The following is a 23,025-nucleotide window of genomic DNA, read 5'->3' as shown; positions in this document are numbered from 1 at the left end:
CATGCAGATCCAATTTCGCGATGTACAATTGGCTTCACAAAGAGCTTTGCCCTTATGCAGAATACAAAATCAAGGTTTCAGTCATTTAATTGAATCTGGGCAAACAGTGGTGTTTTCTGGTCCTTCGGGCTGCGGTAAGTCATTATTGTTTAGTACGCTAGTTGGTTTACATAAACCGGCAGCTGGGAATATTTATTTTAACGAGCTAGATGTCTATGCTGCCGAAAGCAAAGCACTTGATGAGCTCAAGTGTCGTATGGGAGTGGTGTTTGATGTGCCGGCGCTGTTATCCAATCAAACGGTTGAGCAAAATTTAATGTTATGTGCAGACTGGTTTTTTGTTGACGAAACCTACGCTCAGCGTAAGCATAGAGTAAATCAATTAGCCAAAGAGTATGATTTTTTTAATTTACTGCCTTTGCGACCCAATCAATTATCGTTAGCTGAAGCCAGTTTAATTGCTGTCGCACGGGCGTTATTTCACCAACCGCAAGTATTAATTTGGGATTCCGTTTTTCATGGTATTGAAACAAGTAAAAAGTCGTTTTTGCTTAATAAACTACAACAATTAAAAAGTCGAGGTTCAAGCTTGATATTGTTTACTAATGCTCGGCAAGATTTAGCTGACTTACCTCACCAACTTATTGAACTAGACAGCCGAGATAAGGAACAAAATTAATGCGCCCATCTAATAGAGTGGTTAATTTGTTTATATTGACTGGTATTAGCTTGTTTGTGGCGTTATTTGTCGCGGTAAGTATCAAAAGTAAGGTATTTAGCCAGAAAATTTATTATTACACCGAAATGGCAGACGCATTTGGCCTTGTCGGTGAACCGCTTTTAACATTTAAAGGGGTAGATATTGGGCGTTTTACCGAATTTGACTTTGATCAGCAAAACAATATTAAAGCTAAGTTTTTCGTGTATGAAAAGTATCAACACTTGGTTACGCATGGCAGTGTTTTAGTCCGTAATCAAAACGTATTATTAACCGACGTTGCCACCTTTAAACTGTTGCAAACCCAAAGTAATACTGGCCTTATTGAAGCCAATCAATTAGTTCCTTTTCATACATCGCCATTGGGACGCGTTTATTTAGCGCAATCAGAACAAGCATTAGAAACAGATAAATTGGCAGCCTTGTTGGCCGATATTAAATTATTAGTGGGTGAGTTAAGGGTGGGTAACAATGAAACCACGGTTGGCCTACCGCAAATGATCACGCAATTAACTCACGTGTTGGCTGAATCTAAACAGTTTATTACTCAACTTAATCAGCAAAATACTATCGAAAACTTAAATCAGACTATTGGTCAGGCTCAGGCTGTTATGAACCAGTTGTCAGCATCTGTTACAAAGGTCGACTCGACACTGACGTCAGTTGACCAATTGCTGGCGGTATATCAGCAGCCCAACAAAATTATTGAGCAGGCAACCGGTGGTAAATTGCCAGAGGTGTTAGAGTCAGCCGAGCAAAATTTACAGTATGTAGAAGGGATCCTGCAACAAGTTCATGCTGAACGCCAACATATTGGTTTACTGATGTTGCAAAGCAATAAAGCCTTACAAGAACTGAATAAAACGTTGAAGGCTGTAAAATCTAACCCGTTATTAAAAAGTGCGTTTCCAGTTGAATCTTTTGAACCTCAAATTGAAGTGAGCCAATAATGGGACAGTTTAGGTTACCGATTTTATGCGCTTTGTTGGTTGTACTTTTAGCGGCTTGTAGCGCTTCTGCGCCTCGTGAATATGGTGTAACGCAAATTCAAGACCAAGCTCGGCACTACTATAATTGGGCTGAACAACTCAGATTGCAAACAGCCTATACAGAAGCCGACAAAAAGTATAAGAAAGCTTACGCTTTGTTTGCTGCGCGAAATGACGTTAAATGGATGATCAACAGTGTGTTAAAGCGTGCATTAATGGCTATTCAACGTCAGGATTTACCCTTAGCGGAACAATTGTTAAGCCAAGCGACAAAAATGGCAGAGTATGAATCAGCTAGCTCGTTACAAGCGGTAAAATTTGTGGCGGCACAACTCGCCCATGCACAAGGTGATAATGAGCAAGCTGTACAATTGCTCGGGCAGATAACGCTTTCGCATCAAGCGGATTCAGAGCCGTATTGGTATTATTTAACCCAACAATGGAAAATAGCACCAGAGTCAGTTGCAAGTGCAGATATTGCCCGAGGTGTAGATTGGTTGGTAGAGCGCTATAAGCTAAAACAGTTAGAGCAAATTGAAATATTAATGTTTACGCTTAATACTTATTGCCAATTCATGATAGAACAAAAACAGGACTCAGATAAGCTAGCTGATTACTTGAGTAGACTCATAGCAATTTATGCAAATTATGAAATGACCAGTAAGTTACAATTGACATTTGCTATGACAGCCCGTTATTACCAGCAAATAGGTGATAATCAAAAAGCAGCGTATTATCGGCAAAAAATCGTCATGATGACCAGCGAACTTTAAATCTTCCCGCCTTTACGCTTTAAAAATTGGATCATCTCTTGTTGCTTGTGTGTAGTCGCTAAGCGTAATGGCGTTGAGCCTTTGTCGGTCACAGCATTAACGTTAGCGCCTTTTTTTACCAAATACTGAGCGACGTCGACATGCCCTTTAAACGCTGCCCAATGCAGGGGCGTTGCACCTTGCTTATTACGGCTATCAACCTTAGTGCCTTGGGATATCAGGGTTTTCACTTCTTCTAAATCACCCGACATAGCGGCAGCATGTAGCGGAGGTTCATCCCATGGTTTTGGCCCGCACGCAATTAGACTTAAGAGTAGGGCAATAAAAGTGATTGCTATTAAAGGATGGCGCATTATTATTCCTCTAGCTGGCTTGTTTAATCGTGTTAGTACCTTTTGTTATTCAAATGACTCGTACTTGTGCACAAAATTTTCTGCCTTGTTGAGTTAGGCTTAAATTTGAACCATGTATGGCTGAATTTATTTTGGCTAGCACACGATGGGGTGCTGTAAACGATTAGCTGACGGTTATCGATCCCGCTGTTTACCTTTTTTCTAAAGTCAGTATAGCTCAAAAAATATTGGTAAAGCGTTATGCGCTTTGTAGTTGTGATTGCTGTGGGACAAATCGCGGACCATTTAAATTAATTTCCTCAATTGGTTGCGGTTGGTTAATCGCGTAGCCTTGCACATAGTTAACGCCTAAATCCCGCAAAGCTTGTTCGGTTAAATCATCACCAACAAACTCCGCAATTGTTGGTAAATGCAATGACTTAGCAATATCGTTAACGGATTTAACGATAGCTCTATCGGCTATATCATTGGTCATGTTTTTTACAAAGCTACCGTCAATCTTGACGTAATCCACCGGCAAATGTTTTAAGTAGCTAAATGAACACATACCCGCACCAAAATCGTCCAGCGCGAATTTACAATCTATATTACGTAGTTTTTCGATAAACGCATTGGCATGTGACAATTTAGTCACAGCGGCGGTTTCGGTGATCTCAAAACAAATTTTACTGGCAGGAATATTGTAAACCTTAAGCTGGGCAATAATGTAATCAGCAAATGATTCATCAGTAATTGAATTGCCTGATAAGTTAATTGAACATTTATCTGTTCTGGCGACTAACTCAGGGTTGGCATTTAAGTATTTGATAGTTTGATTAAATACCCATTTATCCAAATGTGGCATTAAACCAAAACGCTCTGCAGCAGGAATAAATAAACCAGGGCTAATAACCTGATCGCCATCGCGTAGGCGCAATAATATTTCGTAATGCAACTTGTCGATAGGTGGGTTAATCGGTTTGATGTATTGAAAATATAAACTAAAACTGTCATTTTCTAATGCTTGCTGAATACGGTTAACCCAGCTAATGCGTGATTTATGATAAGACAAGGCTTCATCAAATTCAGTGTAAAGGTGAATACGATTACGCCCAGCATCTTTTGCGACATAACAGGCGGCGTCAGCAGCCTGCATAATTTCATCTAAATTAGAGCTCGCATTCACAGATACCATGCCCATGCTTGCGCCAATTTGAAATACTTTATCTTTCCAACCAAAGCGGAAGTAATTAATATCATTCAGTAATTCTGTTGCCACTTGTTTAGCTTGAACTAGATCGTGATTTTGGAAAATAATGCCAAATTCATCCCCGCCTAAACGAGCAATAACACAATCACCACATAAAGTGTTTTTTATTAAGTTACCCAATTGTTTAAGTAGTTCGTCACCGGCAATGTGTCCGCAGGTATCGTTAACGACTTTGAATTGGTCAAGGTCCATATAACACAGCACAGCTGATAAGTTGCTATGTTGTACTTGTTCATGAGTATCCGCTAATACATCATCAAATGCGTAGCGGTTGTATAAACCGGTAAGTGAGTCGTGAGTGGCTTGATAGGATATTTTTTCAGCTAGGTGTCTTTCTTCTGTTACGTCCTTGGCGATACCTTCAATGGCAATCAATTGCCCTTGCTCGCCATAAACTTTAGTGTCGGTAAACTCGATTAACTTATGTTGTTGGTTTTCATCCAAAATATCGAGCTGATAACTATTTGACACCTGTGTTGGATCAGTCGCAGCAATGGAATGTTTGACATAATGACTGCATTCTCTGCCATATTGTTGAATAAAATATTCAGCCGAAAAGCCCAATATTTTGCTAACCGAGCCACTGACATAGTTCAGGTTGCCTTGATTATCGTAAGAGTACAAAAAATGTGAGGTTAGGCCGTCAACCAAGCGTCGGTATTTTTCTTCACGTTTCACCAGTTCAAATTCTGAGCGCTTGCGATTCGATATATCACGGATCGTGACTGCGATACCTTTACCGGCTGGCACTATTTGAATTTTTATATGCTCCAAGTTTTGATTGCGACATTCTACGGGTAAGGCTAAATCAAAAACTTTGCCCATGCGTACACTCATTGGCGCTTCGCAAAGTGCTTTGTGCTGTGCTAAGCCCAGTTTGTCTAACAAGCCAGGGTAATCAAGTTCGGGAAAATCCTCATTAATCAACAACATTTGTCGCGCAACTTGGTTCAGCTCTGACAACCATAATTTATCGCTTTGTGTCTTAAATAGTAATAAGCCATCGAGTGAAGCTTCACATGCGGCTTTAAACTGACGATGGCGCTGTGAGGCTTTTAAAGTGTTGGATAATGCCACTCGTGTGATCGCAGTAATAATCAAAGCCATTGCTAAGCCAATGAATAACGAAAATGTACGATTATAAGCAGGCTGCTTAAGCCCAAGTTTTAAAGAAAGCTCGCCATCGGCAAATTGTATGCGTTCTTCAACCATGTTACTGACGGCGCTGTCGGTACCAGTAGAGTACAACGTGGCGTCTTTCATACTCAGCGATAGAAAGTAGGCATCACTTAGTTGATCCGTTTTAACCAGTGCTAAAATGTCCTGAATTTTAAACGTCATCATTAACCAACCCCGAAATTCATCATGTAACGTATAGGTAGGTTTGATAACGGCGATAGCTTGCTGACGATTTTCTATCATGAAAGATGATAATAGTCGTGTTTGTTTATTATTGTGATAATCATCTGGGATTAATTGTGGATAATAAGCGGCAATATGACTCGGAACAGCCCAAACAGCGTCACCCTTACTATCAATTGTCATGACATGTGAGATCCCTGGTAGCATATTGCGTATGCTAAGGCTCAATTTGGTAAACCATTCTTGGATATTAGGGTGGTAATATGGCCAATTGTCAGCTATTTCGTCTAAACCCCGTGTGCGTGTGGTTGCGAATATTTCAAGCCGCTCGGCAATTTGTGCAGCGAGCACAGCGGCTTTGGCTTTTTCATCGTGGGAAAACCTAGCTGATTGGTAGTCAACCGTTAACCAGACCACCGTGCTAAGAAAGCAAGCTAACAAGCCTGCTGCGATATTTAATTTGACAGTATTAGAAATTGACACTTAACTTTCTATCTGAATTTGTGCTGACGGTTAAAAAGTATCTAGTCTGTTAAAACTAGATTTTCTTTTAAAAACGTTTTTGCAGCCTACCTAACGAACGCGGTTAAGCTAACTCAGAAAAATGTCATTTAAGTGACAATTTGAAATTGAGAAGACATTTTTATTGCAATCGGTGAAAAAGAAAGCAGTTAAACGCGTATATGTTAATTTTATGTAGCAAAGCGAGTAACACTCTGTTGTAGAAGCACATTTTCACGTTTATACTGACCGCAAATAATAATGTTAATCGGATGTTATCATGTCTCTAATTCGCCGACGCAGACCACAGAATAAAGTATATTTACCCGCATCAGCACGTGAAAACCAGTATATGCTGGCTCGTTTTACGTTGACCGATGAACTTGTTGAAAAATATTCTAGTAATATTGATCAAAATAGTGACAAACCATATCAAGCTTTTTACGAATGCTTGGCAGAGAAATTTTTTAAGATTTGTGACGAATTAGAAATAGAAAACGGTAAATTTGTCGCCAATGATAAATTTGTTCGAGTTCGTTTTTGTGAAGAAGAGATCACGCCACAAACCGAACAGCAAATTCTCTTCTTGTATAACCCCAGATACCATTACAGTCAAAAATCGTATTTTGATGCGACAAAACGCGCCAAGAAATTTAGGCTTATTTTCTTAGCGAATGGCGACTCAGTTCGATTAGACGCAGCTAACTTCCATAAAAAAGTGTCGCAGGCCATCACGCGCTTTGCAGATGAAGTGGGTGTTGATAAAACGCGAGTTCGAGTTTGTGATCATCAACACTTAACGTTTGATGTATTTGCAAAAGAAAAGGGTATTAAAGGTACTCAGACTCATAAATTTAGAGCATTACGCGAGCGTTATAACGTAGGTGGTTTTCAGTTACCAGAGCGTATTGAACCGTTAACTTATGCTGTAGTTGATATGCCGTTAAATCGTCGTATTAAGCAATTTGTTGGGGTTGATGCTGGCGCAAACAAACCGTACGAAAAACTATACAGCAGTATAGCTGAAATGTTAGAAGCCTCAGCAAAAGAACATGGCTTGGCTAATGCCGCATTAGTCGCTAATTGTTTAGTGCCAATTATTCGCTACAGTGAAGACGAAAAAGTATTTGAAGATGGTGAGTTATTACGCATGGAATTTAATCCTAGTAATAGCAAAATGACCTTTAATTCAGCATGGAATGGCGCAGAAAGCGTTAATAAAATTCAATTTGTATTTGTTGCCACGAAAGACAACTATACCAACCATGGTTACGGCCGCTTTTATAGCTTAATCGAAAACACCTTGAAAGATGTTGCCGACAAGCTTGAATACAAAGTAGAAAAAGAAGAACTAAAAATACGTTTCCATCAGCATTTAGGTTACTTGTTAGAAGCTAAGTAATTAAAGCTTAAACGCTATTTTTATTAAAGCGCCGGCATTTGCTGGCGTTTTTCGTTTTTGCTTATAGTCTTCTCGCTCAGGTTTTATGGTTCATTGTCAGCGCTTACTCACCCCAATCACATAATAGAGCATATGCTCATGGGGATTCGAAGCTTGACGGCTTCCCCTAAAACCTGATCGCTTTGACTATATTGTTAAACACGTCATTCCATTTGTATCTTGCATTTACCTTACGCCGTTCCAGATGCTTTACGGTATTCCTACATTCATGTAGGTCGAAATTTATTTCGACAATAGTAGCGGAGCTGCTACAGACTTGGTTTGTAGAAAGGTCGAAGCTGCTGCTTCGTCAAGGGCTTTAAATACGACGCACAGGATTTTGTTCCCGACAAATTCTAAGTATCTGCTACCCCTGCCTCTTGATCACAAGTTTCAGAAGCGCTCTTTTCGGTCAATGAGGTGAAATTTTATCACCGAGGCTTAGGAAAATACCCTCGTCTTCCTCGCGCATGCGGGGATCCAGCGACTTTTGTTGGATATATATAGTCTAGTTTAAGCAAAAGACGCAGGGTTCCTGCCTGCAGGCACCAAAAGTAGGCGCTTTAAGCGAGCGTCGAAACTACAAAAATAGCTAGCCTAGTTTCAGTTTCAATATAATTTTGATTAGTTGAAAACATTGGTGATCACTTTCACACTGAGCGTAGTTCGACAAGCTCACCATAAACCAAGGCAGTCTGAGTGTCGGTAAGTTAAAAAGTAATAAGACTTCGACGAGCTCAGCCTGAAGTTGTTTATTTAATCTATAAACTTCAAGAGTGTTAGTAAATTATGCGAGTGATTCAACTGATCATTTCTTTTTGGAAAAGGTACTAACACTTTTAAATAAGTCATTAAGCGAGCCTTAGTGGTAATCAATTGTTTTAAAGTGTTATTTTGTCGATGAGAATTTACCAGCATGGATTTAGCGACTAGAGATTTGTTTGCCACAGAATCAGGTATGCTTGCACTGGTTCTAGGTATTCTGCTCAATAAAAGATAAAAATTGTTCGGTTGGTACCGCGATGGAATAGCCTGTATTCATTAGCTTACCTTGCTCGTATCGAGCTTTGTATGCATGTAATACGCCAGCGAGCTCTAACCCTTTATTGCCACAGTGTAATAACGCCCCACCTGAGCTGCCGGCTTCGATAGAAGCTGAGCTAATTAAGCCCTTATAGTTTTTCTTTACGAAAAAACCAGAAGTCACATTTAACCAGTCTCGGTTGGCAAAGCCAGCCGCCCACACTCTTTCTTTAAATTGTAAATGACTGTCAGTTAAGGGAATGGGTGTTAAATCTTGAGTATCCACTTTTAAAATGGCTAAATCCAAACCGTGGTGAATAGCAATAATTGACGCTGTTGCTGTGTACTCGGGTTTAATATATACCTTAATCGCTTTGCCCAAAGGCAACGCGTGAGCAACTGTTAATAGAGTGTCGTGTTTAATGACAATAGCAGATGCTTGATTGGTTGCACTGAGTTCAAGTCGGACAATCGATGGGCTAACTTCGCTGGGTAATTGTGAGCAATGTGCAGTTGTTTGCGCATGAGCTTTCAGGTTTTTGGTAAAAGTCATCCATAACGCACAAACAATAATTAAAGCTAATCGAGATAGTTGTGTCTTATTCATATGACCCCTCAGCGCAAGCGGTATGATGGTGGCTTACGCTAAGTGTAGTCAGAGAATAGTCATTTTAACAAATTTATAACAGATCGGATTTGTTAATTAGCCTTCTGCTATTTCTTCCAGAATTTGTAAACACCAGTCTTGAATACGCGAGTCGGTTAAATCGTACTGGTTTTCATCATCTAACGACAAACCGACAAATTGGCTTTTATCTGCTGTTAGGGCTTTGGATGCTTCAAATTGATAACCCTGATTAGGCCAGTAACCAATGCGCCGACAATCATTATGCTGTATTGCGTCATGTAACATGCCCACAGCGTCCTGAAACCATTGTCCATAGTCTTCTTGATCGCCTAAACCATAAATGGCCACCGTTTTATTGTTTAAATCCAGTTGGTTGGCGTCGCTCCATTGGGCTTCCCAGTCTTCTTGTAATTCACCAAAATCCCAAGTGGATATTCCAAAAATGAGTAAATCATAGTTAGCGGTATCGCTAAGGCCGGTATCTTTTATATTGTATAAATCAACAATGTCTTCACCGATAAAATCACGGATTTTTTCTGCCGCCATTTCGGTATAACAAGTGGTTGATCCATAAAATAAACCTATTTTCATTTGTGTTACCTGAATACTACAATGGATGGATTGTAACAAATGTCTGTCACAACGTTTAAAACGATAATGTCTTAATGATAATTTCTTTAATTTGACTGTTGTTAAGGAAGCTTAATGAACTTAGTTGCCCAAGCGCTTTTAGATTCACCGGTTGGCAGAATTGCTATATTTGATAACGGGAAGCACCTAACGGCAATTGATATTTTTCCCGGTGACATTAACTATCGGCAAGACAACACTACAAATCTAACCCAACATATTGTTGAACAACTCCGCGCTTATTTCTCGAAATCAGCTAGCAAAGCATGTGATTTATCTGAAATTCCGATTAAGCCAAAGGGCACTGAATTTCAACAAAGCGTTTGGCAACTAATGCAAGCCATTCCTTGTGGCTCAAGCTGGACTTATGGCGAAATGGCCAGTCAATTAGAAACCAGCCCACGAGCGATAGGCGGAGCTTGCCGACGTAACCCCATTCCAATTGTTGTTCCTTGTCATCGCGTGGTCGCTGCCTCGGGTATTGGCGGCTATAGTGGCCAATGGAAAGCCGGTAAACGGGTTGATGTAAAACAATGGTTGCTAGCGCATGAGAAACAACGTCTAATATCGACATAGTTAGGCAAATTATCATTTATATGGCTACCACTTCTGTTGCTCTTACTGATGACACTCAACAACTTATTGACAGCTTTACAGACTATCTTTGGCTAGAGCAAGGTCGCAGTGAAAATACCATTGCAGCCTATCGACGAGATTTAGTTCAGTTTGCGCAATACGTTACGCAACAGCAGTGGCAATTACTGACATTAAGAAAAGACGAAGTCGTTAACTACATAGCACACTTGTATGACAGGAAAATAGGGGCGCGCAGTGCAGCCCGAAAGTTGTCTTGCTTGCGTAAGTTTTATCAGTTTTTATTAGTGACTCAACAAATATCACATGATCCCTGTGCGAATGTCGATAGCCCTAAGCAGCCAAAGTCCTTACCCAAAATATTGTCAGAAGCCGATGTAGACGCTTTGCTTGATGCGCCAAACACAGAAGATAATATCGAGTGTCGAGACAAAGCCATGCTCGAACTTTTGTACGCCAGTGGTTTACGAGTGACTGAATTAGTGTCGTTAACCATGGAGCAAATTAATTTAAATCATGGCGTAGTCAGAGTCACAGGTAAAGGTGATAAAGAACGTTTAGTGCCTATGGGGGAGCTGGCATCCGAGTGGATAAGTTACTATATCAAATACGCCCGCCCCAATATCGCTAAGCAACAAACCAGTGTTTTGTTTTTAAGCAATCGCAGCCAACAAATGACTCGGCAAACCTTTTGGCATCGTATTAAATACTACGCACTCAAAGCTGGGGTCACTGCCGATTTATCACCACATACCTTACGCCATGCATTTGCGACTCATTTAGTTAATCACGGAGCTGATTTAAGAGTAGTACAAAGTCTATTGGGGCATAGTGATTTATCAACCACGCAAATTTACACCCATGTCGCCAAAGAGCGCCTGCAACAAGTACATGCCAAACATCACCCAAGGGCTTAGTGAGCTGAGCTATTCTTGCTGAATCAATGTGCTTTTATTACACAATCTATGGTTCTGAGATTGATTTACAGTAACAGTCAGGTAAATACTCAACTAATACTATAGTCAAAGCGGTCAGGTTTTAGGGGAAGTCGTCAATCTTCGAGACCCCATGAGCATATGCTCTATTATGTGATTGGGGCGAGTAAGTGCTGACAATGAACCATAAGACCTGAGCGAGAAGACTATAACGCATAAATTTAGTCTCAATGCGAATAGCCATGGCCAATTAAATGTCCTAAACCTCAGCGTGTTCAACGCCTCGAGTCATAACTTAGACAAGACAAAAGTTTAAGAACTGCATCAGGTAATGATTGTGTAAGTCAAATGGAAATATCTATTATCATTTATAAAAATACTTTCCCAGTATAATTATTTTAATAAATAGATATTCGGCTGTCAGTAGCTAAAAATTATAGGTTTTGTAGAGCTTTTAGTTATTTAAAACATAACGCCTAAATAATCCCCTTTTAAGGTGTGTTGTATTTTTATGAATTGAGTGTTATTTTTATATAAATATTTATTTTCATAAATAAAATAATGATTAGGTTGATTTATACTGTCTTTTTCGTTGTTAGTTTTGCAGCTAACGCTTCTATTACTTTTCAGTTTTCTAAAGAAAGGGTTAAGCCAACTGAGGAGTTTTTGTTAACTTGGAACTATGCAACCCAAGAAATGGGAAATTACGTCAATATTTATCACTATATTGACGGAAGCTATGAAAAGGTATTTACGGGTCCTAGTCAGTACAGTTTACAACGAATCGCTTCACAATCTTTTGGAGTCGAGAAATTTAAAATAGAAGGGTGCTACTTCAATTCATCAAGTGGCAATCAAGATTGCAGTATAGATTCAACTTATGCGCAAATACCTATCTACGACTATAAGCCTCAAGGAGTTGACATAAGAGTGGCCGAGGTTGGTTTCAATATTAATTGGTCTGACAGCGGTGATACTTACCTTATTGAACAAAGGAAACAAGGTGAAAATTGGCAACCTTTGGCAAGTACAACAGAGTCATCATATTTAGTACCGATCAATTACAATGGTAGTTACCAATTTAGAATAAAGTCCTGTGTTAACGCCCAAGAAAATATATGTTCAAGCTGGTCGGAAACCAATTATCATGCCTTTACATTAGATATTCCAGACGAGTTCAAGCTAGATAGCTCGCAAAATGTTCAAGCAGAAATCACCAACGAACTAGTCGAATTTACTCAAGGCAGTTATAGCGTTTCGCATGGTAGGGTACACTATCAAGTGCCACTAGCTTTACCAAGCTTACCTTCCGGAATTAAGCCCGATATAAAATTAAACATTCAAACGCATACTTACGCAATTAGTGATGACTCTGAACTCGCTTTAATGGTATGTGATGGTACTAATATAATAAAAACTCATGCGCAAGAAGAAGGCTATAATCCAGATTCATCGCAAAATCCATCAAGTAATTCTAATGATGACTTTTCGAGGATTTGTTACAAAGGAAAAGCATTAGTAAATAGTAATCCGCAGCAGAATTCCACACATGAAAGCTACTGGGCTGAAGGCGCAATATATTATTTACCTGATAACCCCCAAATAAAATTTGTCGCAACTGGTAACGACAATAGTGATGCACCTCATACGGGCATGAAATTGATGCTGCCAGATGGGACAAAGTATTTTTACGGTGCTGATCATAGCACTTATCAAGTTGAGCAGTATCGCGTTAAAGAACAAGAACATGAAATCTGGGGATTAGCAAGGATAGAAGATGCTTACGGTAATTTCATTAATTTTTATGGGGGAGAAGGGAACCCAGTTTATTATGGAAAGCTAATATACTCAAATGGCTACAAAGTTGATCTGGGTGATGGTCAAACAGGGCACATAAACGTTTATGCGACGGATAAGCTAAATACATTAGAAAATCCGATAGCTATGTATGTAATTGTTCGAGACAACGAAGTCCACCCTGAAGTTAAAAACAGAACCGGTAGGACAATAAAAGAAGTATACCAATGTGGCTACGAATTTGAAGGCAGCGGATTAGTATGCTCAGAGCCAATATTATTTGATTGGCACGACGATGGTCAACGGCTTGAACTTGTGGGTAATGAAAAATTAGGCTACACACGTTTTTACTATGATCCAATAAGTGAAATTGGTGAAATCCGTAAAATATTTTCAGGGGATAACGCTAAGGATATCAACCCTAGTAACAGTCAAGGTGATATTGAATTCACTTGGTTTTCTCCCAAGTATGATGACGAAAGTTTAGAATTCGAACAGCGTGATTTTTACGGGTTCTCTCGTGTTGAGCGCATAAATTACTTACTGGGTCAGAAAACCGTAAATACCTATACCTTCTCAGATAAAGATAACATCCCTATTTTAACATCTAAAGTGAGTGAGCTAATAGATGGTACTAAGTTGTACGAAACAACATATAAATATTCGGGTTATCAATTGGACTATCAACTGTCAACCCGTCAGGCAATATATCAAGCAGGGAACAGTACCACTAAAATTAGTCACAAGTACGATGAATATAACTTCATCATTGAAACGTTAACTGAAGTAGGAACAGGCACCGATGAAGATGATAACATCACTGGTTTAGTGCACACATCTAAGCTAGACAGCCAAGATAGAAACTATGACGAGGATAATTGGCGACTCGGTTTTGTCAATACTTTAGTGGAAACAGATACTCAATACCCATCATTGAAACAAAAAAGTCGAACAACTGCCTACATTGCAGAAACAGGGACGACAGATATAGCAGTAACTAAAATTAAGGATGAGTTGGGTAATGTCATAAATCAAACTGAACTAATACGAAATGACAAGGGTGTAATTACTCAAACTATTGAAACTGCAATAAATGCGTCTAACGAAAGCGAAAGCAGAATACAAACTATTAGCGTGTTTGATAAATTTGATAACCCTTTAACCATTAGTAACGCGGGGAACTTTTCAACAGAAATAGACTATGACTATAGATTTAACCAACCGCTCTCAATAACAGACGCTAACGGCCTGCAAACACAATTTAGTTACAATGAACTAGGGCGGCAAGTAGGTCAAATTAATCACCTCGGCGTAACAAAACAAACTATCCGTTTTTTCTGTCAAGATGAGTCGTATTCTTGTCCAGAAGGTGCAGTTTATGGCGAAAGTGTTAAAACTTCACACCCATTTAGCAATGGCATAGGGGAACCCACTCTAATTGTCTATTACAACCGGCACCATAAAATGGTTGCAAAAGATTTTACTCAGTTTGGTGGACAGGTAGCTCGTCAGTCTTGGTCCTACTATTCGAATCAACAACTGCATAAGCAATCTAATGTTTACCTAGTTGGGAATACACCTGAATGGGACGAGTATACCTATGATAAATTCGGCCGAATTTGGACGATTGCTAAGGCCGACGGCGGTCATGTTCAATACGAATATTCAGGCATCAATGAAGCTGAATTTGAGGTCAGCGTAACGACTACAGTAGTTTCGACGGATGAATCAGGCAATAACCTGCAAGACACCCAAGTCACTAAGCAAATGTTCAACGGAATGGGACAATTAATCAAGTCAACAGATGCCAACGATAACTATGTTAACTATGGTTATGACGCCCACGGCAACCTTGTCGATACAAAAATTAATGACAAGGCATCAACCCAAATTTCTATTTTGTATAACAACCTCGGTTTTCGCACTCAACTCACTGATCCAAGCTTGGGCCAAATAGATTTTGAATACACAGGTTTTGGTGAACTTAAGAAGCAAATCTGGGCTAAAGATACAAGTCATGAGAAGTACATGCACTTTTATTACGACTCACTGGGTAGGTTATATGAACGCCACGATGTCGATGCTGATCAGCAGATGGAAAAACACAAATGGGTATATGATGGCCAGTTATTGGGCTACTTAGATCACATTCGAACGGGCACATCGGATTCAGGAACCTTCAGTAGCGACAAACATTACCAATCTTTTACTTACAATGCATTAGGACAAATAGTTGAGAACAAAGAAGTTGTGCCTTATGAGATAGATTCTACTTTCCAATATTATTACGATGATTTTGGTCGTGTTGCGAAAGAAATTTACCCTGGTGGTTTTAGTATTCGTCGTTTGTATCATGAATCAGGCTATCTCACTCAAGTTGTTGAAGGAGACGGAGAACCGCAGCGCATATGGCATAGAGGTGCGACCGACATCGACTATCAAAACCGTAGAATAGAGTCTTTACTACTCGGTAATGATGTTGTTTCTCGTGCGCAATTTAGCGCTTATGGCCAAATTCAACAGCACACTGCAGGTAAGTATCTCGGCAACAACGCCCATGTCGGTGACGAATTGCAACTGATAAATTATCAATTCGATACTAACGGCAATTTAACCGAGCGTAAATTCGGCCAAGGACTTTTTGCGAAAAAAGAAAGGTTCGAATACGACAAGTTGAACCGCCTTAAAAGCACAAGACTCTATGATCGAGATACCGCTAATGGCCCATATCAACTATATCAAAATGTAAGTTATAACTATGACCTGCTGGGTAACTTGACCTACCGCTCGGATAAAGGCGTGGTGAGTAACAGCGATAATACGGCACAAAACATTTGGTATAACCAAACCAGTGGTGGCAGTGCGTATGCAGTAAGTCATGCCTTTGGTAATGCTAGTGAGACGAGTGTCGGCTTGCCGGCAGAACCGCAAAAAAATTATAGTTACGACGTTTACGGTAATATGACTAATCGCAATGGTCAATCAATTGATTACAACGTTTTCAATAAGCCAACCAATATAGGTGGACAAAAGTTTGCCTATACGGCAAATAATAAGCGTTACCAAAAGATAGACACGGACGGGACAACCACGTATTACACAACGAATAAGCAATATGAAGCGATATTGAATGGACCCATGCAAAGTTATAATAACTACGTTGATGGGTACTTTTTAAAGCAACACAAAATTGATTATCGCTTTGGTCTGGATGAAATTAAACGCTTTTACAATTTGAAAGACCATTTGGGCTCAACACATGTGGTGACAAATGAAGATGGTCAAATCCACCATGAATTGAGTTTCAATGCTTGGGGCGAGAGACGAATTAGTGATTTATCAGAAGGCAGCGTTGATACCTATTCCTTATCAAGCAATCGCGGCTTTACGGGTCATGAAATGCTAGATAACGACAACCTCATTCATATGAATGGCCGAGTATATGACCCTGAAATTGGTCGCTTTTTAAGTGCAGACCCACTAATACAAGCACCTATCTACACTCAAAGCTATAACAGGTATAGCTACACTTGGAACAACCCCTTATCAATGGTTGACCCAAGCGGCTTCCAAACTGTATCAACAAATACAGATACACCATCTAACTATTGCGAAGTCATTCCAGGCGTTTCAACTTGTTATCCATCTGATTTTGATACATCTTCTATGGATACTGAAACTATTACTACCACAGGCTTCCGTGATTACAATAGGTACCGTATACGTCAACAAATGGCGTATGATAAGTATATGGCTGAAAAGCAAGAAGAAGAAAATAGACAGTTCTGGGGAATGAGTATTGAAGAAGCTCACAGTATTGTAGCAACAATTGGTTCCAGTGGTAGAGTGACTAATAAGCAATCTATGGCAGCATGTGTAGCAAATAAAGAATGCCGTAATGCATGGCGTCCAAAAGGGAAGTCTAGCGAACAAAAAACTAAAAAAACGATAAGGTTTGGGCTAGCGTTTTGTAGTGGTCATGCTACGACTTACTGTAATGTTGTATCACCAGTCATTACAATTGGGGCAAATACAACTAATGCCTTAGCCCCTCATCCCTATGTGAAAATTGGTGCAGGCACGGTTGCAATTGCAAACTATGGTGCAACGCAGTGCTTTTGTGATGCTTCTGACGCTTCGACTGTAAGCGGCGGATTAGCTATACGTTATCCACAACTTGGGGTGGTTGACTCAGCAATTAACGCTACTGAATTAATTATTAACTTAACTTCTGAAGATTAGTCAAATGCCGTCGAGTCATAAAAAGTTTAGTAAGCCTATTTATACATTAATATTTTGGCTTTCAATCGGGTTTACCGTTTTATTGTTCCTTCTAGTGATATTTTTGCACTATTTAGGAATGATAAATGATGAGCAAAAATCGTTATATTTTGCAATGATTATTACACAGAACTTTCTTTTGGAGTTGATATTCGGATTGATAGTAAAAGAGATATCCAGTATTGACGGAGTTATCAAAAAGGCAGAAACGCCCACTTATTTTAATTTGAGGTTATGTATCTCTGTATTAGGTATTTTAGTAGGAGTATTTTTAGCGTTGAACAGAATATAACTGTTTAAATTGGCGATAATATGTATTTGAAACTGGCACCATAAAATGGTTACAAAAGATTTTATGGACAGTTAGCTCGTCAGTCTTGGTCCTACTATTCGAATCAACAAATACCTAGTGAATGGAATGGTTTCATGGGAGTGATTCCAAAATCTGGAACTGGTACGTTGGTAGTACCTTAGAAATTTAATAAAGGCTAATATTATGTATAAACCTACTTTGCTGGTTACTGTAATTATGTTGATTACTAGTATTTATTTTTCAAATGCTAATGCCAATAACTTTCCTAATCCAATAGTATTGGAGTATTCCAAGCTAGTTACTGATTATAATCGCTTTCTATCTTTAGGTGATTATCAGAATGCTTTTACAACAGCTAAAAAGCTCCTTGATATTGATCCTTCTGATACAGTTTCGTACCTGAGACTGGCTTTAGTTTCGGAAAATATTTGTCTGAATTTTGAACAGATAATAGTAAATTACGCCCCATTGGTTTCTGAAGGGAATGAAAGTCAAAAGGCAATAAAAGACTTAGCGAACATATTACTTTCCTCAAAAAATAACCATAAATGTAAGTAACTATATCTGATTATTAGTAACACTAGAGAGTGGGTCGATACAATATTAAAGGTGATCCTTTATCTGCTAGTCATGCCGACCAAAAAGCAAATTTATATGGTCAGCAACAAGGTAATAACAACCCCCAAGGCGATTGTAAAGTTTTATGCTCGCCCTTTAGACCAAATGGACTGGATCAGAAATACTAACTATGAAGAAAAAATATTATTTAGTTGCTACTGCACTATTTCTGCTAATCGTGGGTCTTATATGGCTTGCGGGTGAAATTGAGATCGATTCTTGTCTGGATAATGGCGGTCGCTGGGACTATGAAAACAAATCTTGCGTAAACGCTTCATGAGGCCCCTAACCGTAACATTTCTGAATGGGACACTTCATTTTCAGATCACAATAACGCTGTCAATAGCATAATTAATTGAAGAAGCTCACAGTATTGTAGCAACAATTGGTTCCAGTGGTAGAGTAACTAATAAGCAATCTATGGCAGCATGTGTAGCAAATAAAGAATGCCGTAATGCATGGCGTCCAAAAGGGAAGTCTAGCGAACAAAAAACTAAAAAAACGATAAGATTTGGGCTAGGTTTTTGTAGTGGATATGCTACGACCTTCTACTGTAATGTTGTTTCGCCAGTCATTACAATCGGGGCAAATACAACAAGTGCATTTGCTCCGCATCCCTATGTCAAAATTGGTGCAACAGGTGTAGGTATTGTGAACTACGGAGCTACACAATGCCTTTGTGATGCTTCTTGGCTTTCTAAAAGGAGTGGCTTTATAGCTCCTGCCTATCCAGTTTTGGGTGCATTTGACTCAGGAGTTAATGCAGGAGAACTTATTATCAACTTAACTTCAGATGACTAACCCAATGAACTCAATTCATAAAAAATTTAGTAAATCTACATATACGGCCACGTTTTGGCTCGTGATTTTTTTAATTATATTATCATTTGGTTTAATAGAGTATCTTATTGCAAAAAAAATAATATCCCCCCGACAAGAGGATTTTTATTTAGCAATAGTGATGATTTTTTTCTTTGTATTTGAATTGATATTTGGGTTGATAACAAATGAGATATCCAGTATTGGAGGCGTTATCAAAAAGTCAGAAACCCCCACTTATTTTAATTTGAGGTTATGTATCTCTGTATTAGGTATTTTAGTAGGAGTATTTTTAGCGTTGAACGGAATATAACTGTTTAAATTGGCGATAATATGTATTTGAAACCGGCACCATAAAATGGTTGCAAAAGATTTTACTCAGTTTGGTGGACAGGTAGCTCGTCAGTCTAACGGGAACAAACCTAAAAAAACAGATAAGGTTTGGACTAGCGTTTTTTGTGGCGATGATAGAATAATAAGCCAATTATTCGTTAAAAATGGTATGTACGACCAATTGTATTTTTTCAATGGTAAATTCATCCTGAGTGAGTGTGCTTAAGAATAAGCTTCAAACATCCAGACTAAATTAAATTATGGTTCAAATTAAGAAAAATTACTTTAACACTAAATCAGCAATAAACATTCTAATCATAACCGTTGTATTCCTGGTTATTGACTTAGCGTGGCTAGATTTTGTAAATGACCCGCACGCGTTTTCAAAAAGCTTTTACTGCAAATTGTTGCTGACTGTTTTTTATTTTGTTGCATCAAAAGGGAAAACGCTTTCCGTATTACCCCAAAAGCAACTAGAAGCAGCTTATGATTATTCAATATTCTATTCTTGTACTTGGCTTGGATTCGCGAGCCTTATAATAAAACCTGATAGCTATAGTAGCTATATGGGGATATTTGTATTTGTTGGTGCCTGCGCCGCTTTCTTGATAATTGAACAATTAATCAATATTTTTCATTTGTGTTCTCCTCAAATACTTAAATATTTGATTGTCGCTGAAATTGTATTGAAAGTGTTTCTTTTTTCTTTATTCATTTTATCGTTTTATCTACTCGCAACCGGAATTTGGATTTGGGACATAAAACCATTTTATGAGTGGTATTAGCTTGAGTGATTATAAATTGCAATGCCGTTAATGTAGCAACTGCGGGTAAGAGTTATTTTATTTATGTAATAGAAAAATGAGTCATTCTGATTGATTGGTGTTGTTTACCTAAATAATGTCATAGTTTTCGCCAAATTATTTTTCGAACAATTTGGCAAGGTTATGACGTTTTTACCACGATAATATCGACTGACTTTATCGTCTTACCAAATTCTTATCGCACGATCTCCCAACTCCGATCATAACCTTTCTCAAACTGCATCATACTTTTAACCAAACTGCCGTCAGATATGATGATTTTGGTCATCTGAATATGATTAAAATTTCGCTATGACCAAACGTAAAACGCCCGAGGTTTTAACTCAGGCGTTGGCTTTATGATGATCTGGCGTATTTCCTCGCCGTAATTAGCGACAAGCATTTCGCGGATATCTGTGATTTACCCAAATAATGTCAAAGCTTTTAGTGGTGAAAGTGTCGTCTCGTATGGATAATCGCTGTCGTTGGGACTATGAAATCAGATCTTGCGTAAACATCTAACTGGTTGCGTCTATAATTTAGCAAGCCCAAATAGTATTGCCAGATGCTTACCCATTAAACAATATTTTTCTAGTCGATTACCGTTTAGCAGGTTTAGGCTCTGGCTTTGCATTCAACAGGGTCGAAAACACATAATCTCTTTCGGCTACATTTTGATGGCAATTGGCACAGGCATTATAGATATGCGGGTCGCCTTGATGACCTTGCATAAGTAAGCGGCCATTGGCACTGTATTGCAAATATTGCCAATCACCACCCTTTGGAAAATACCCCTTCGCTTGTTTAATCATTAGCGTGATTGATGCGAGTTGGCCTTTTGCTTTGTTGTTAGTTAAGTAATTTTCTTTAACAATTATGGTGCCTTGTTGATAGGTTTGATAAGTCAGTTCTGCGGCTTGTTCTTCTTCGTCATTAAATTCGAGCTGGTATTTAGTAAAGTTGTTTTTATAAATGTCAGCGTTTTGATTAATGTAAATAGCAACAAATTGTTGCCAATGCAAACTAGAATAGGCAACACCAGCCAGCCATGGCCATTGTTGATAGCCGAGGCGCTGTATGTTTAAAGGACTGTCTCCCGTTATGGGTTGACAGCTATGCGGCTGTGATTGGCATGGTTGGGCACCGGCAAGTTGACCTGACAGGCTTGATAATATCAGGCCTATCCACAGTGCCCGCACGGGTTTTATATTCAGCATTATTGGTAACTTAAACTGCCAGTTCCTTTACTTTTTCCACGTTTCATTAACTTAAGTGATTTGGTTTCGCCTTGTTTAATATTTACTTTAATAGGGTCATATCCCGGTAGCCATAACGCAAATGGCGCGTTGGCAACGGATACGTTGTCTAGCGTGACGGTATAAGTTTTAGTTTTGTTGTCAAATGCGATCACCTGACTATTGCTCGATGCAACATTAGCTATGTAAGACTTCATTTTCGGATGAATTTTACAGCCAATGCGGATAACAGCATCAGTTGGCCAATCAGAGTTTGAAAGGGTGATGCTTTGTTTAGGTTGTAAAAGTCCTAAGTCAAACTTGACATTGTGAGTAGGGGAGTTGGCATAAATATTGTGATCAATATCATCTGAGTTAACAAAATCCACTTTGCTATTTGGCGTGACTATATAGGCGTTGCTAATAAAGGCTTTATTGGTTTGATCAATAGGCGCATTACTGAAATTACCTCCATCATTAAGATAGGCAAGGCCGGCATAAGGAGGGCGTTTATCAAATGTTAGTGTTAAGGTGAGGGTGCCCGCCATCGCACTAACACTGGTAAAACAAAAGGCCAAAACGATTACAATTATTTTGTTCATGGGTTACACCACTTAATGCTTAATTTTTAATTCTTAACGTTTAATTAAGGAATTTTAGGTACGTCGACTTCAAACGGTTGAGTTAGCGATTTTAAAAAGGCGACAAGCTGGCGTTCTTCCTTAGCCGTTAAATTTAACGGTTTAACTAAATTGCTTGTGTGTTTAGCGCCACCTCCGCCTTGGTTATAAAATTTAACGACATCCATTAAGCTGGTTAAGGAACCGTCGTGCATATAAGGTGCAGTGAGCTCGGTATTGCGTAACCCTGGCGTTTTAAAAGCCCCCAAAAATTGTTTATCGCCTGTAATAGCGGCGCGACCCGGATCATTATCTTTAATCCCTAAGCTATGAAAACTGTCGTCGGTAAAGTTGGGGCCATCATGACATTGTGTACAATTTCCTTTCCCTTTAAACAGGGCTAACCCTTTAATTGCATCTTGGCTCATGGCTTGGGTATCGCCTGCTAAATAGCGGTCAAATGGGGTATCGTCGATAACAATAGTTCGCTCAAAAGCCGCAATGGCTCGGGCTATTTCGTCACGCGTTATTTTGTCGACATCATAGGCTTGTTTAAATAGGCGGCGATAGCCAGCTACGGCATTTAATCGGCGTTCTAGTTCATCAAGCGGTAGCATCATTTCTTGACCTGAGGCAATTGGTCCTAGTGCTTGCTGCTCTAGCGTCGGTTCGCGGCCGTCCCACATTAAAACACTGCTCCAAGCCATGTTATAAATGTGCGGTGTGTTGCGACCCAAAGGATTATTTTTCGTGCCTACGCCTTTTGCCATGCCGTCACTAAACCCTAAATCTGGGTTGTGGCACGTTGCGCAAGATTGCTGGCCATTAACAGATAAACGAGTATCAAAAAATAACATTTTGCCTAGTTCGACTTCTAGCTCGGTATTTTCCTCGTCATCATATAAAATCATGTCGTCAGGGTCGGGTGTGCCTAATGGCTCAGCTGCCAATAGTGGCGTGCAGACCATTAAAGTGAATATCAAGTGCAAGATGTAGCGTTTCATATTGAC

At 39.2% G+C, this 23,025-nt stretch carries 16 protein-coding genes; 9 read left to right on the top strand and 7 right to left on the bottom strand.

All coding sequences use genetic code 11. The features are described 5' to 3' along the window. Nucleotide 1 precedes the first annotated feature (1 nt). From C2869_RS16935 to C2869_RS16925, 3 genes are read left to right on the top strand one after another with little or no spacing between them, the layout of a single operon-like run. Nucleotides 2-679 (top strand): ATP-binding cassette domain-containing protein, encoded by a 678-nt coding sequence (locus tag C2869_RS16935; RefSeq protein WP_108604070.1) that lies wholly within the window; start codon nucleotides 2-4, stop codon nucleotides 677-679. After that, nucleotides 679-1,668, top strand: coding sequence for an MlaD family protein (locus tag C2869_RS16930; protein ID WP_108604069.1), 990 nt, complete (start codon nucleotides 679-681; stop codon nucleotides 1,666-1,668). The genes C2869_RS16935 and C2869_RS16930 overlap by 1 nt, the downstream gene beginning before the upstream one ends. Beyond that, a complete protein-coding gene (locus C2869_RS16925) occupies nucleotides 1,668-2,480 on the top strand; it encodes a hypothetical protein (RefSeq protein WP_108604068.1) in 813 nt (270 codons plus the stop codon). The genes C2869_RS16930 and C2869_RS16925 overlap by 1 nt, the downstream gene beginning before the upstream one ends. On the opposite strand, the gene C2869_RS16920 is transcribed toward C2869_RS16925, so the two are convergent. Then, a complete protein-coding gene (locus tag C2869_RS16920; RefSeq protein WP_108604067.1) occupies nucleotides 2,477-2,833 on the bottom strand; it encodes an ankyrin repeat domain-containing protein in 357 nt (118 codons plus the stop codon). The genes C2869_RS16925 and C2869_RS16920 overlap by 4 nt on opposite strands. Nucleotides 2,834-3,071: 238 nt before the next feature. Then, complete coding sequence (locus tag C2869_RS16915; protein WP_108604066.1) at nucleotides 3,072-5,927, bottom strand: EAL domain-containing protein; 2,856 nt, start codon at nucleotides 5,925-5,927, stop codon at nucleotides 3,072-3,074. A 298-nt stretch (nucleotides 5,928-6,225) separates the two neighbouring features. On the opposite strand from C2869_RS16915, the gene C2869_RS16910 reads away from it, so the two are divergent. After that, the gene (locus C2869_RS16910; RefSeq protein ID WP_108604065.1) at nucleotides 6,226-7,347 is read left to right on the top strand and encodes a DUF3083 family protein; all 1,122 of its coding nucleotides are present in this window, start codon (nucleotides 6,226-6,228) and stop codon (nucleotides 7,345-7,347) included. Nucleotides 7,348-8,359: 1,012 nt separating this feature from the next. Here C2869_RS16910 and C2869_RS16905 read toward each other — a convergent pair. Both C2869_RS16905 and fldB read right to left on the bottom strand, forming a co-directional pair. Beyond that, a complete protein-coding gene (locus tag C2869_RS16905; protein WP_108604064.1) occupies nucleotides 8,360-9,016 on the bottom strand; it encodes a S1 family peptidase in 657 nt (218 codons plus the stop codon). 96 nt (nucleotides 9,017-9,112) lie between these two features. Next, a complete protein-coding gene (gene fldB / locus C2869_RS16900) occupies nucleotides 9,113-9,628 on the bottom strand; it encodes a flavodoxin FldB (RefSeq protein ID WP_199915584.1) in 516 nt (171 codons plus the stop codon). Between the two features lie 114 nt (nucleotides 9,629-9,742). Here fldB and C2869_RS16895 point away from each other — a divergent pair, with 114 nt between their 5' ends. The 5 genes from C2869_RS16895 to C2869_RS16865 all read left to right on the top strand — a co-directional run bounded on the left by C2869_RS16895 (nucleotide 9,743) and on the right by C2869_RS16865 (nucleotide 19,006). Then, nucleotides 9,743-10,243 carry a methylated-DNA--[protein]-cysteine S-methyltransferase gene (locus tag C2869_RS16895; RefSeq protein WP_108604063.1) on the top strand — a complete coding sequence of 167 codons (501 nt, stop codon included), beginning with the start codon at nucleotides 9,743-9,745 and terminating at the stop codon, nucleotides 10,241-10,243. A gap of 20 nt (nucleotides 10,244-10,263) precedes the next feature. Further along, nucleotides 10,264-11,178 (top strand): site-specific tyrosine recombinase XerD, encoded by a 915-nt coding sequence (gene xerD / locus C2869_RS16890; RefSeq protein WP_108604062.1) that lies wholly within the window; start codon nucleotides 10,264-10,266, stop codon nucleotides 11,176-11,178. 579 nt (nucleotides 11,179-11,757) lie between these two features. Next, nucleotides 11,758-17,235: an RHS repeat domain-containing protein gene (locus C2869_RS16885; protein ID WP_108604061.1), complete on the top strand. Its 5,478-nt coding sequence runs from the start codon at nucleotides 11,758-11,760 to the stop codon at nucleotides 17,233-17,235. Nucleotides 17,236-17,770: 535 nt separating this feature from the next. Next, nucleotides 17,771-18,145 (top strand): hypothetical protein, encoded by a 375-nt coding sequence (locus tag C2869_RS16875; RefSeq protein WP_108604059.1) that lies wholly within the window; start codon nucleotides 17,771-17,773, stop codon nucleotides 18,143-18,145. A 480-nt stretch (nucleotides 18,146-18,625) separates the two neighbouring features. Further along, on the top strand, nucleotides 18,626-19,006 hold the full coding sequence (locus C2869_RS16865; RefSeq protein ID WP_108604057.1) for a hypothetical protein: 381 nt from the start codon (nucleotides 18,626-18,628) through the stop codon (nucleotides 19,004-19,006). A gap of 1,753 nt (nucleotides 19,007-20,759) precedes the next feature. On the opposite strand, the gene C2869_RS16845 is transcribed toward C2869_RS16865, so the two are convergent. Genes C2869_RS16845 through C2869_RS16835 form a run of 3 tightly spaced genes read right to left on the bottom strand, consistent with a single transcriptional unit; the run spans nucleotide 20,760 to nucleotide 23,019 of the window. Continuing rightward, the gene (locus tag C2869_RS16845) at nucleotides 20,760-21,377 is read right to left on the bottom strand and encodes a cytochrome P460 family protein (protein WP_108604053.1); all 618 of its coding nucleotides are present in this window, start codon (nucleotides 21,375-21,377) and stop codon (nucleotides 20,760-20,762) included. Next, nucleotides 21,377-21,997, bottom strand: a complete 621-nt coding sequence (locus tag C2869_RS16840) for a cupredoxin domain-containing protein (RefSeq protein ID WP_108604052.1) — start codon at nucleotides 21,995-21,997, stop codon at nucleotides 21,377-21,379. The genes C2869_RS16845 and C2869_RS16840 overlap by 1 nt, the downstream gene beginning before the upstream one ends. A gap of 44 nt (nucleotides 21,998-22,041) precedes the next feature. Then, the gene (locus tag C2869_RS16835) at nucleotides 22,042-23,019 is read right to left on the bottom strand and encodes a cytochrome-c peroxidase (protein ID WP_159084206.1); all 978 of its coding nucleotides are present in this window, start codon (nucleotides 23,017-23,019) and stop codon (nucleotides 22,042-22,044) included. Between the last annotated feature and the right edge of the window lie 6 nt (nucleotides 23,020-23,025).

It is taken from the genome of Saccharobesus litoralis, assembly GCF_003063625.1.
Classification (GTDB): domain Bacteria; phylum Pseudomonadota; class Gammaproteobacteria; order Enterobacterales; family Alteromonadaceae; genus Saccharobesus; species Saccharobesus litoralis.
The sequence above is the reverse complement of the archived record's forward strand: the minus strand, read 5'-3'. Positions and strand labels throughout refer to the sequence as shown.

Coding starts and splice junctions, on each gene's coding strand:
- C2869_RS16935 (WP_108604070.1), top strand. CDS start 2: ATGCAGATCCAATTTCGCGATGTACAATTGGCTTCACAAAGAGCTTTG.
- C2869_RS16930 (WP_108604069.1), top strand. CDS start 679: ATGCGCCCATCTAATAGAGTGGTTAATTTGTTTATATTGACTGGTATT.
- C2869_RS16925 (WP_108604068.1), top strand. CDS start 1,668: ATGGGACAGTTTAGGTTACCGATTTTATGCGCTTTGTTGGTTGTACTT.
- C2869_RS16920 (WP_108604067.1), bottom strand. CDS start 2,833: ATGCGCCATCCTTTAATAGCAATCACTTTTATTGCCCTACTCTTAAGT.
- C2869_RS16910 (WP_108604065.1), top strand. CDS start 6,226: ATGTCTCTAATTCGCCGACGCAGACCACAGAATAAAGTATATTTACCC.
- C2869_RS16905 (WP_108604064.1), bottom strand. CDS start 9,016: ATGAATAAGACACAACTATCTCGATTAGCTTTAATTATTGTTTGTGCG.
- fldB (WP_199915584.1), bottom strand. CDS start 9,628: ATGAAAATAGGTTTATTTTATGGATCAACCACTTGTTATACCGAAATG.
- C2869_RS16895 (WP_108604063.1), top strand. CDS start 9,743: ATGAACTTAGTTGCCCAAGCGCTTTTAGATTCACCGGTTGGCAGAATT.
- xerD (WP_108604062.1), top strand. CDS start 10,264: ATGGCTACCACTTCTGTTGCTCTTACTGATGACACTCAACAACTTATT.
- C2869_RS16885 (WP_108604061.1), top strand. CDS start 11,758: ATGATTAGGTTGATTTATACTGTCTTTTTCGTTGTTAGTTTTGCAGCT.
- C2869_RS16875 (WP_108604059.1), top strand. CDS start 17,771: ATGTATAAACCTACTTTGCTGGTTACTGTAATTATGTTGATTACTAGT.
- C2869_RS16865 (WP_108604057.1), top strand. CDS start 18,626: ATGGCAGCATGTGTAGCAAATAAAGAATGCCGTAATGCATGGCGTCCA.
- C2869_RS16845 (WP_108604053.1), bottom strand. CDS start 21,377: ATGCTGAATATAAAACCCGTGCGGGCACTGTGGATAGGCCTGATATTA.
- C2869_RS16840 (WP_108604052.1), bottom strand. CDS start 21,997: ATGAACAAAATAATTGTAATCGTTTTGGCCTTTTGTTTTACCAGTGTT.
- C2869_RS16835 (WP_159084206.1), bottom strand. CDS start 23,019: ATGAAACGCTACATCTTGCACTTGATATTCACTTTAATGGTCTGCACG.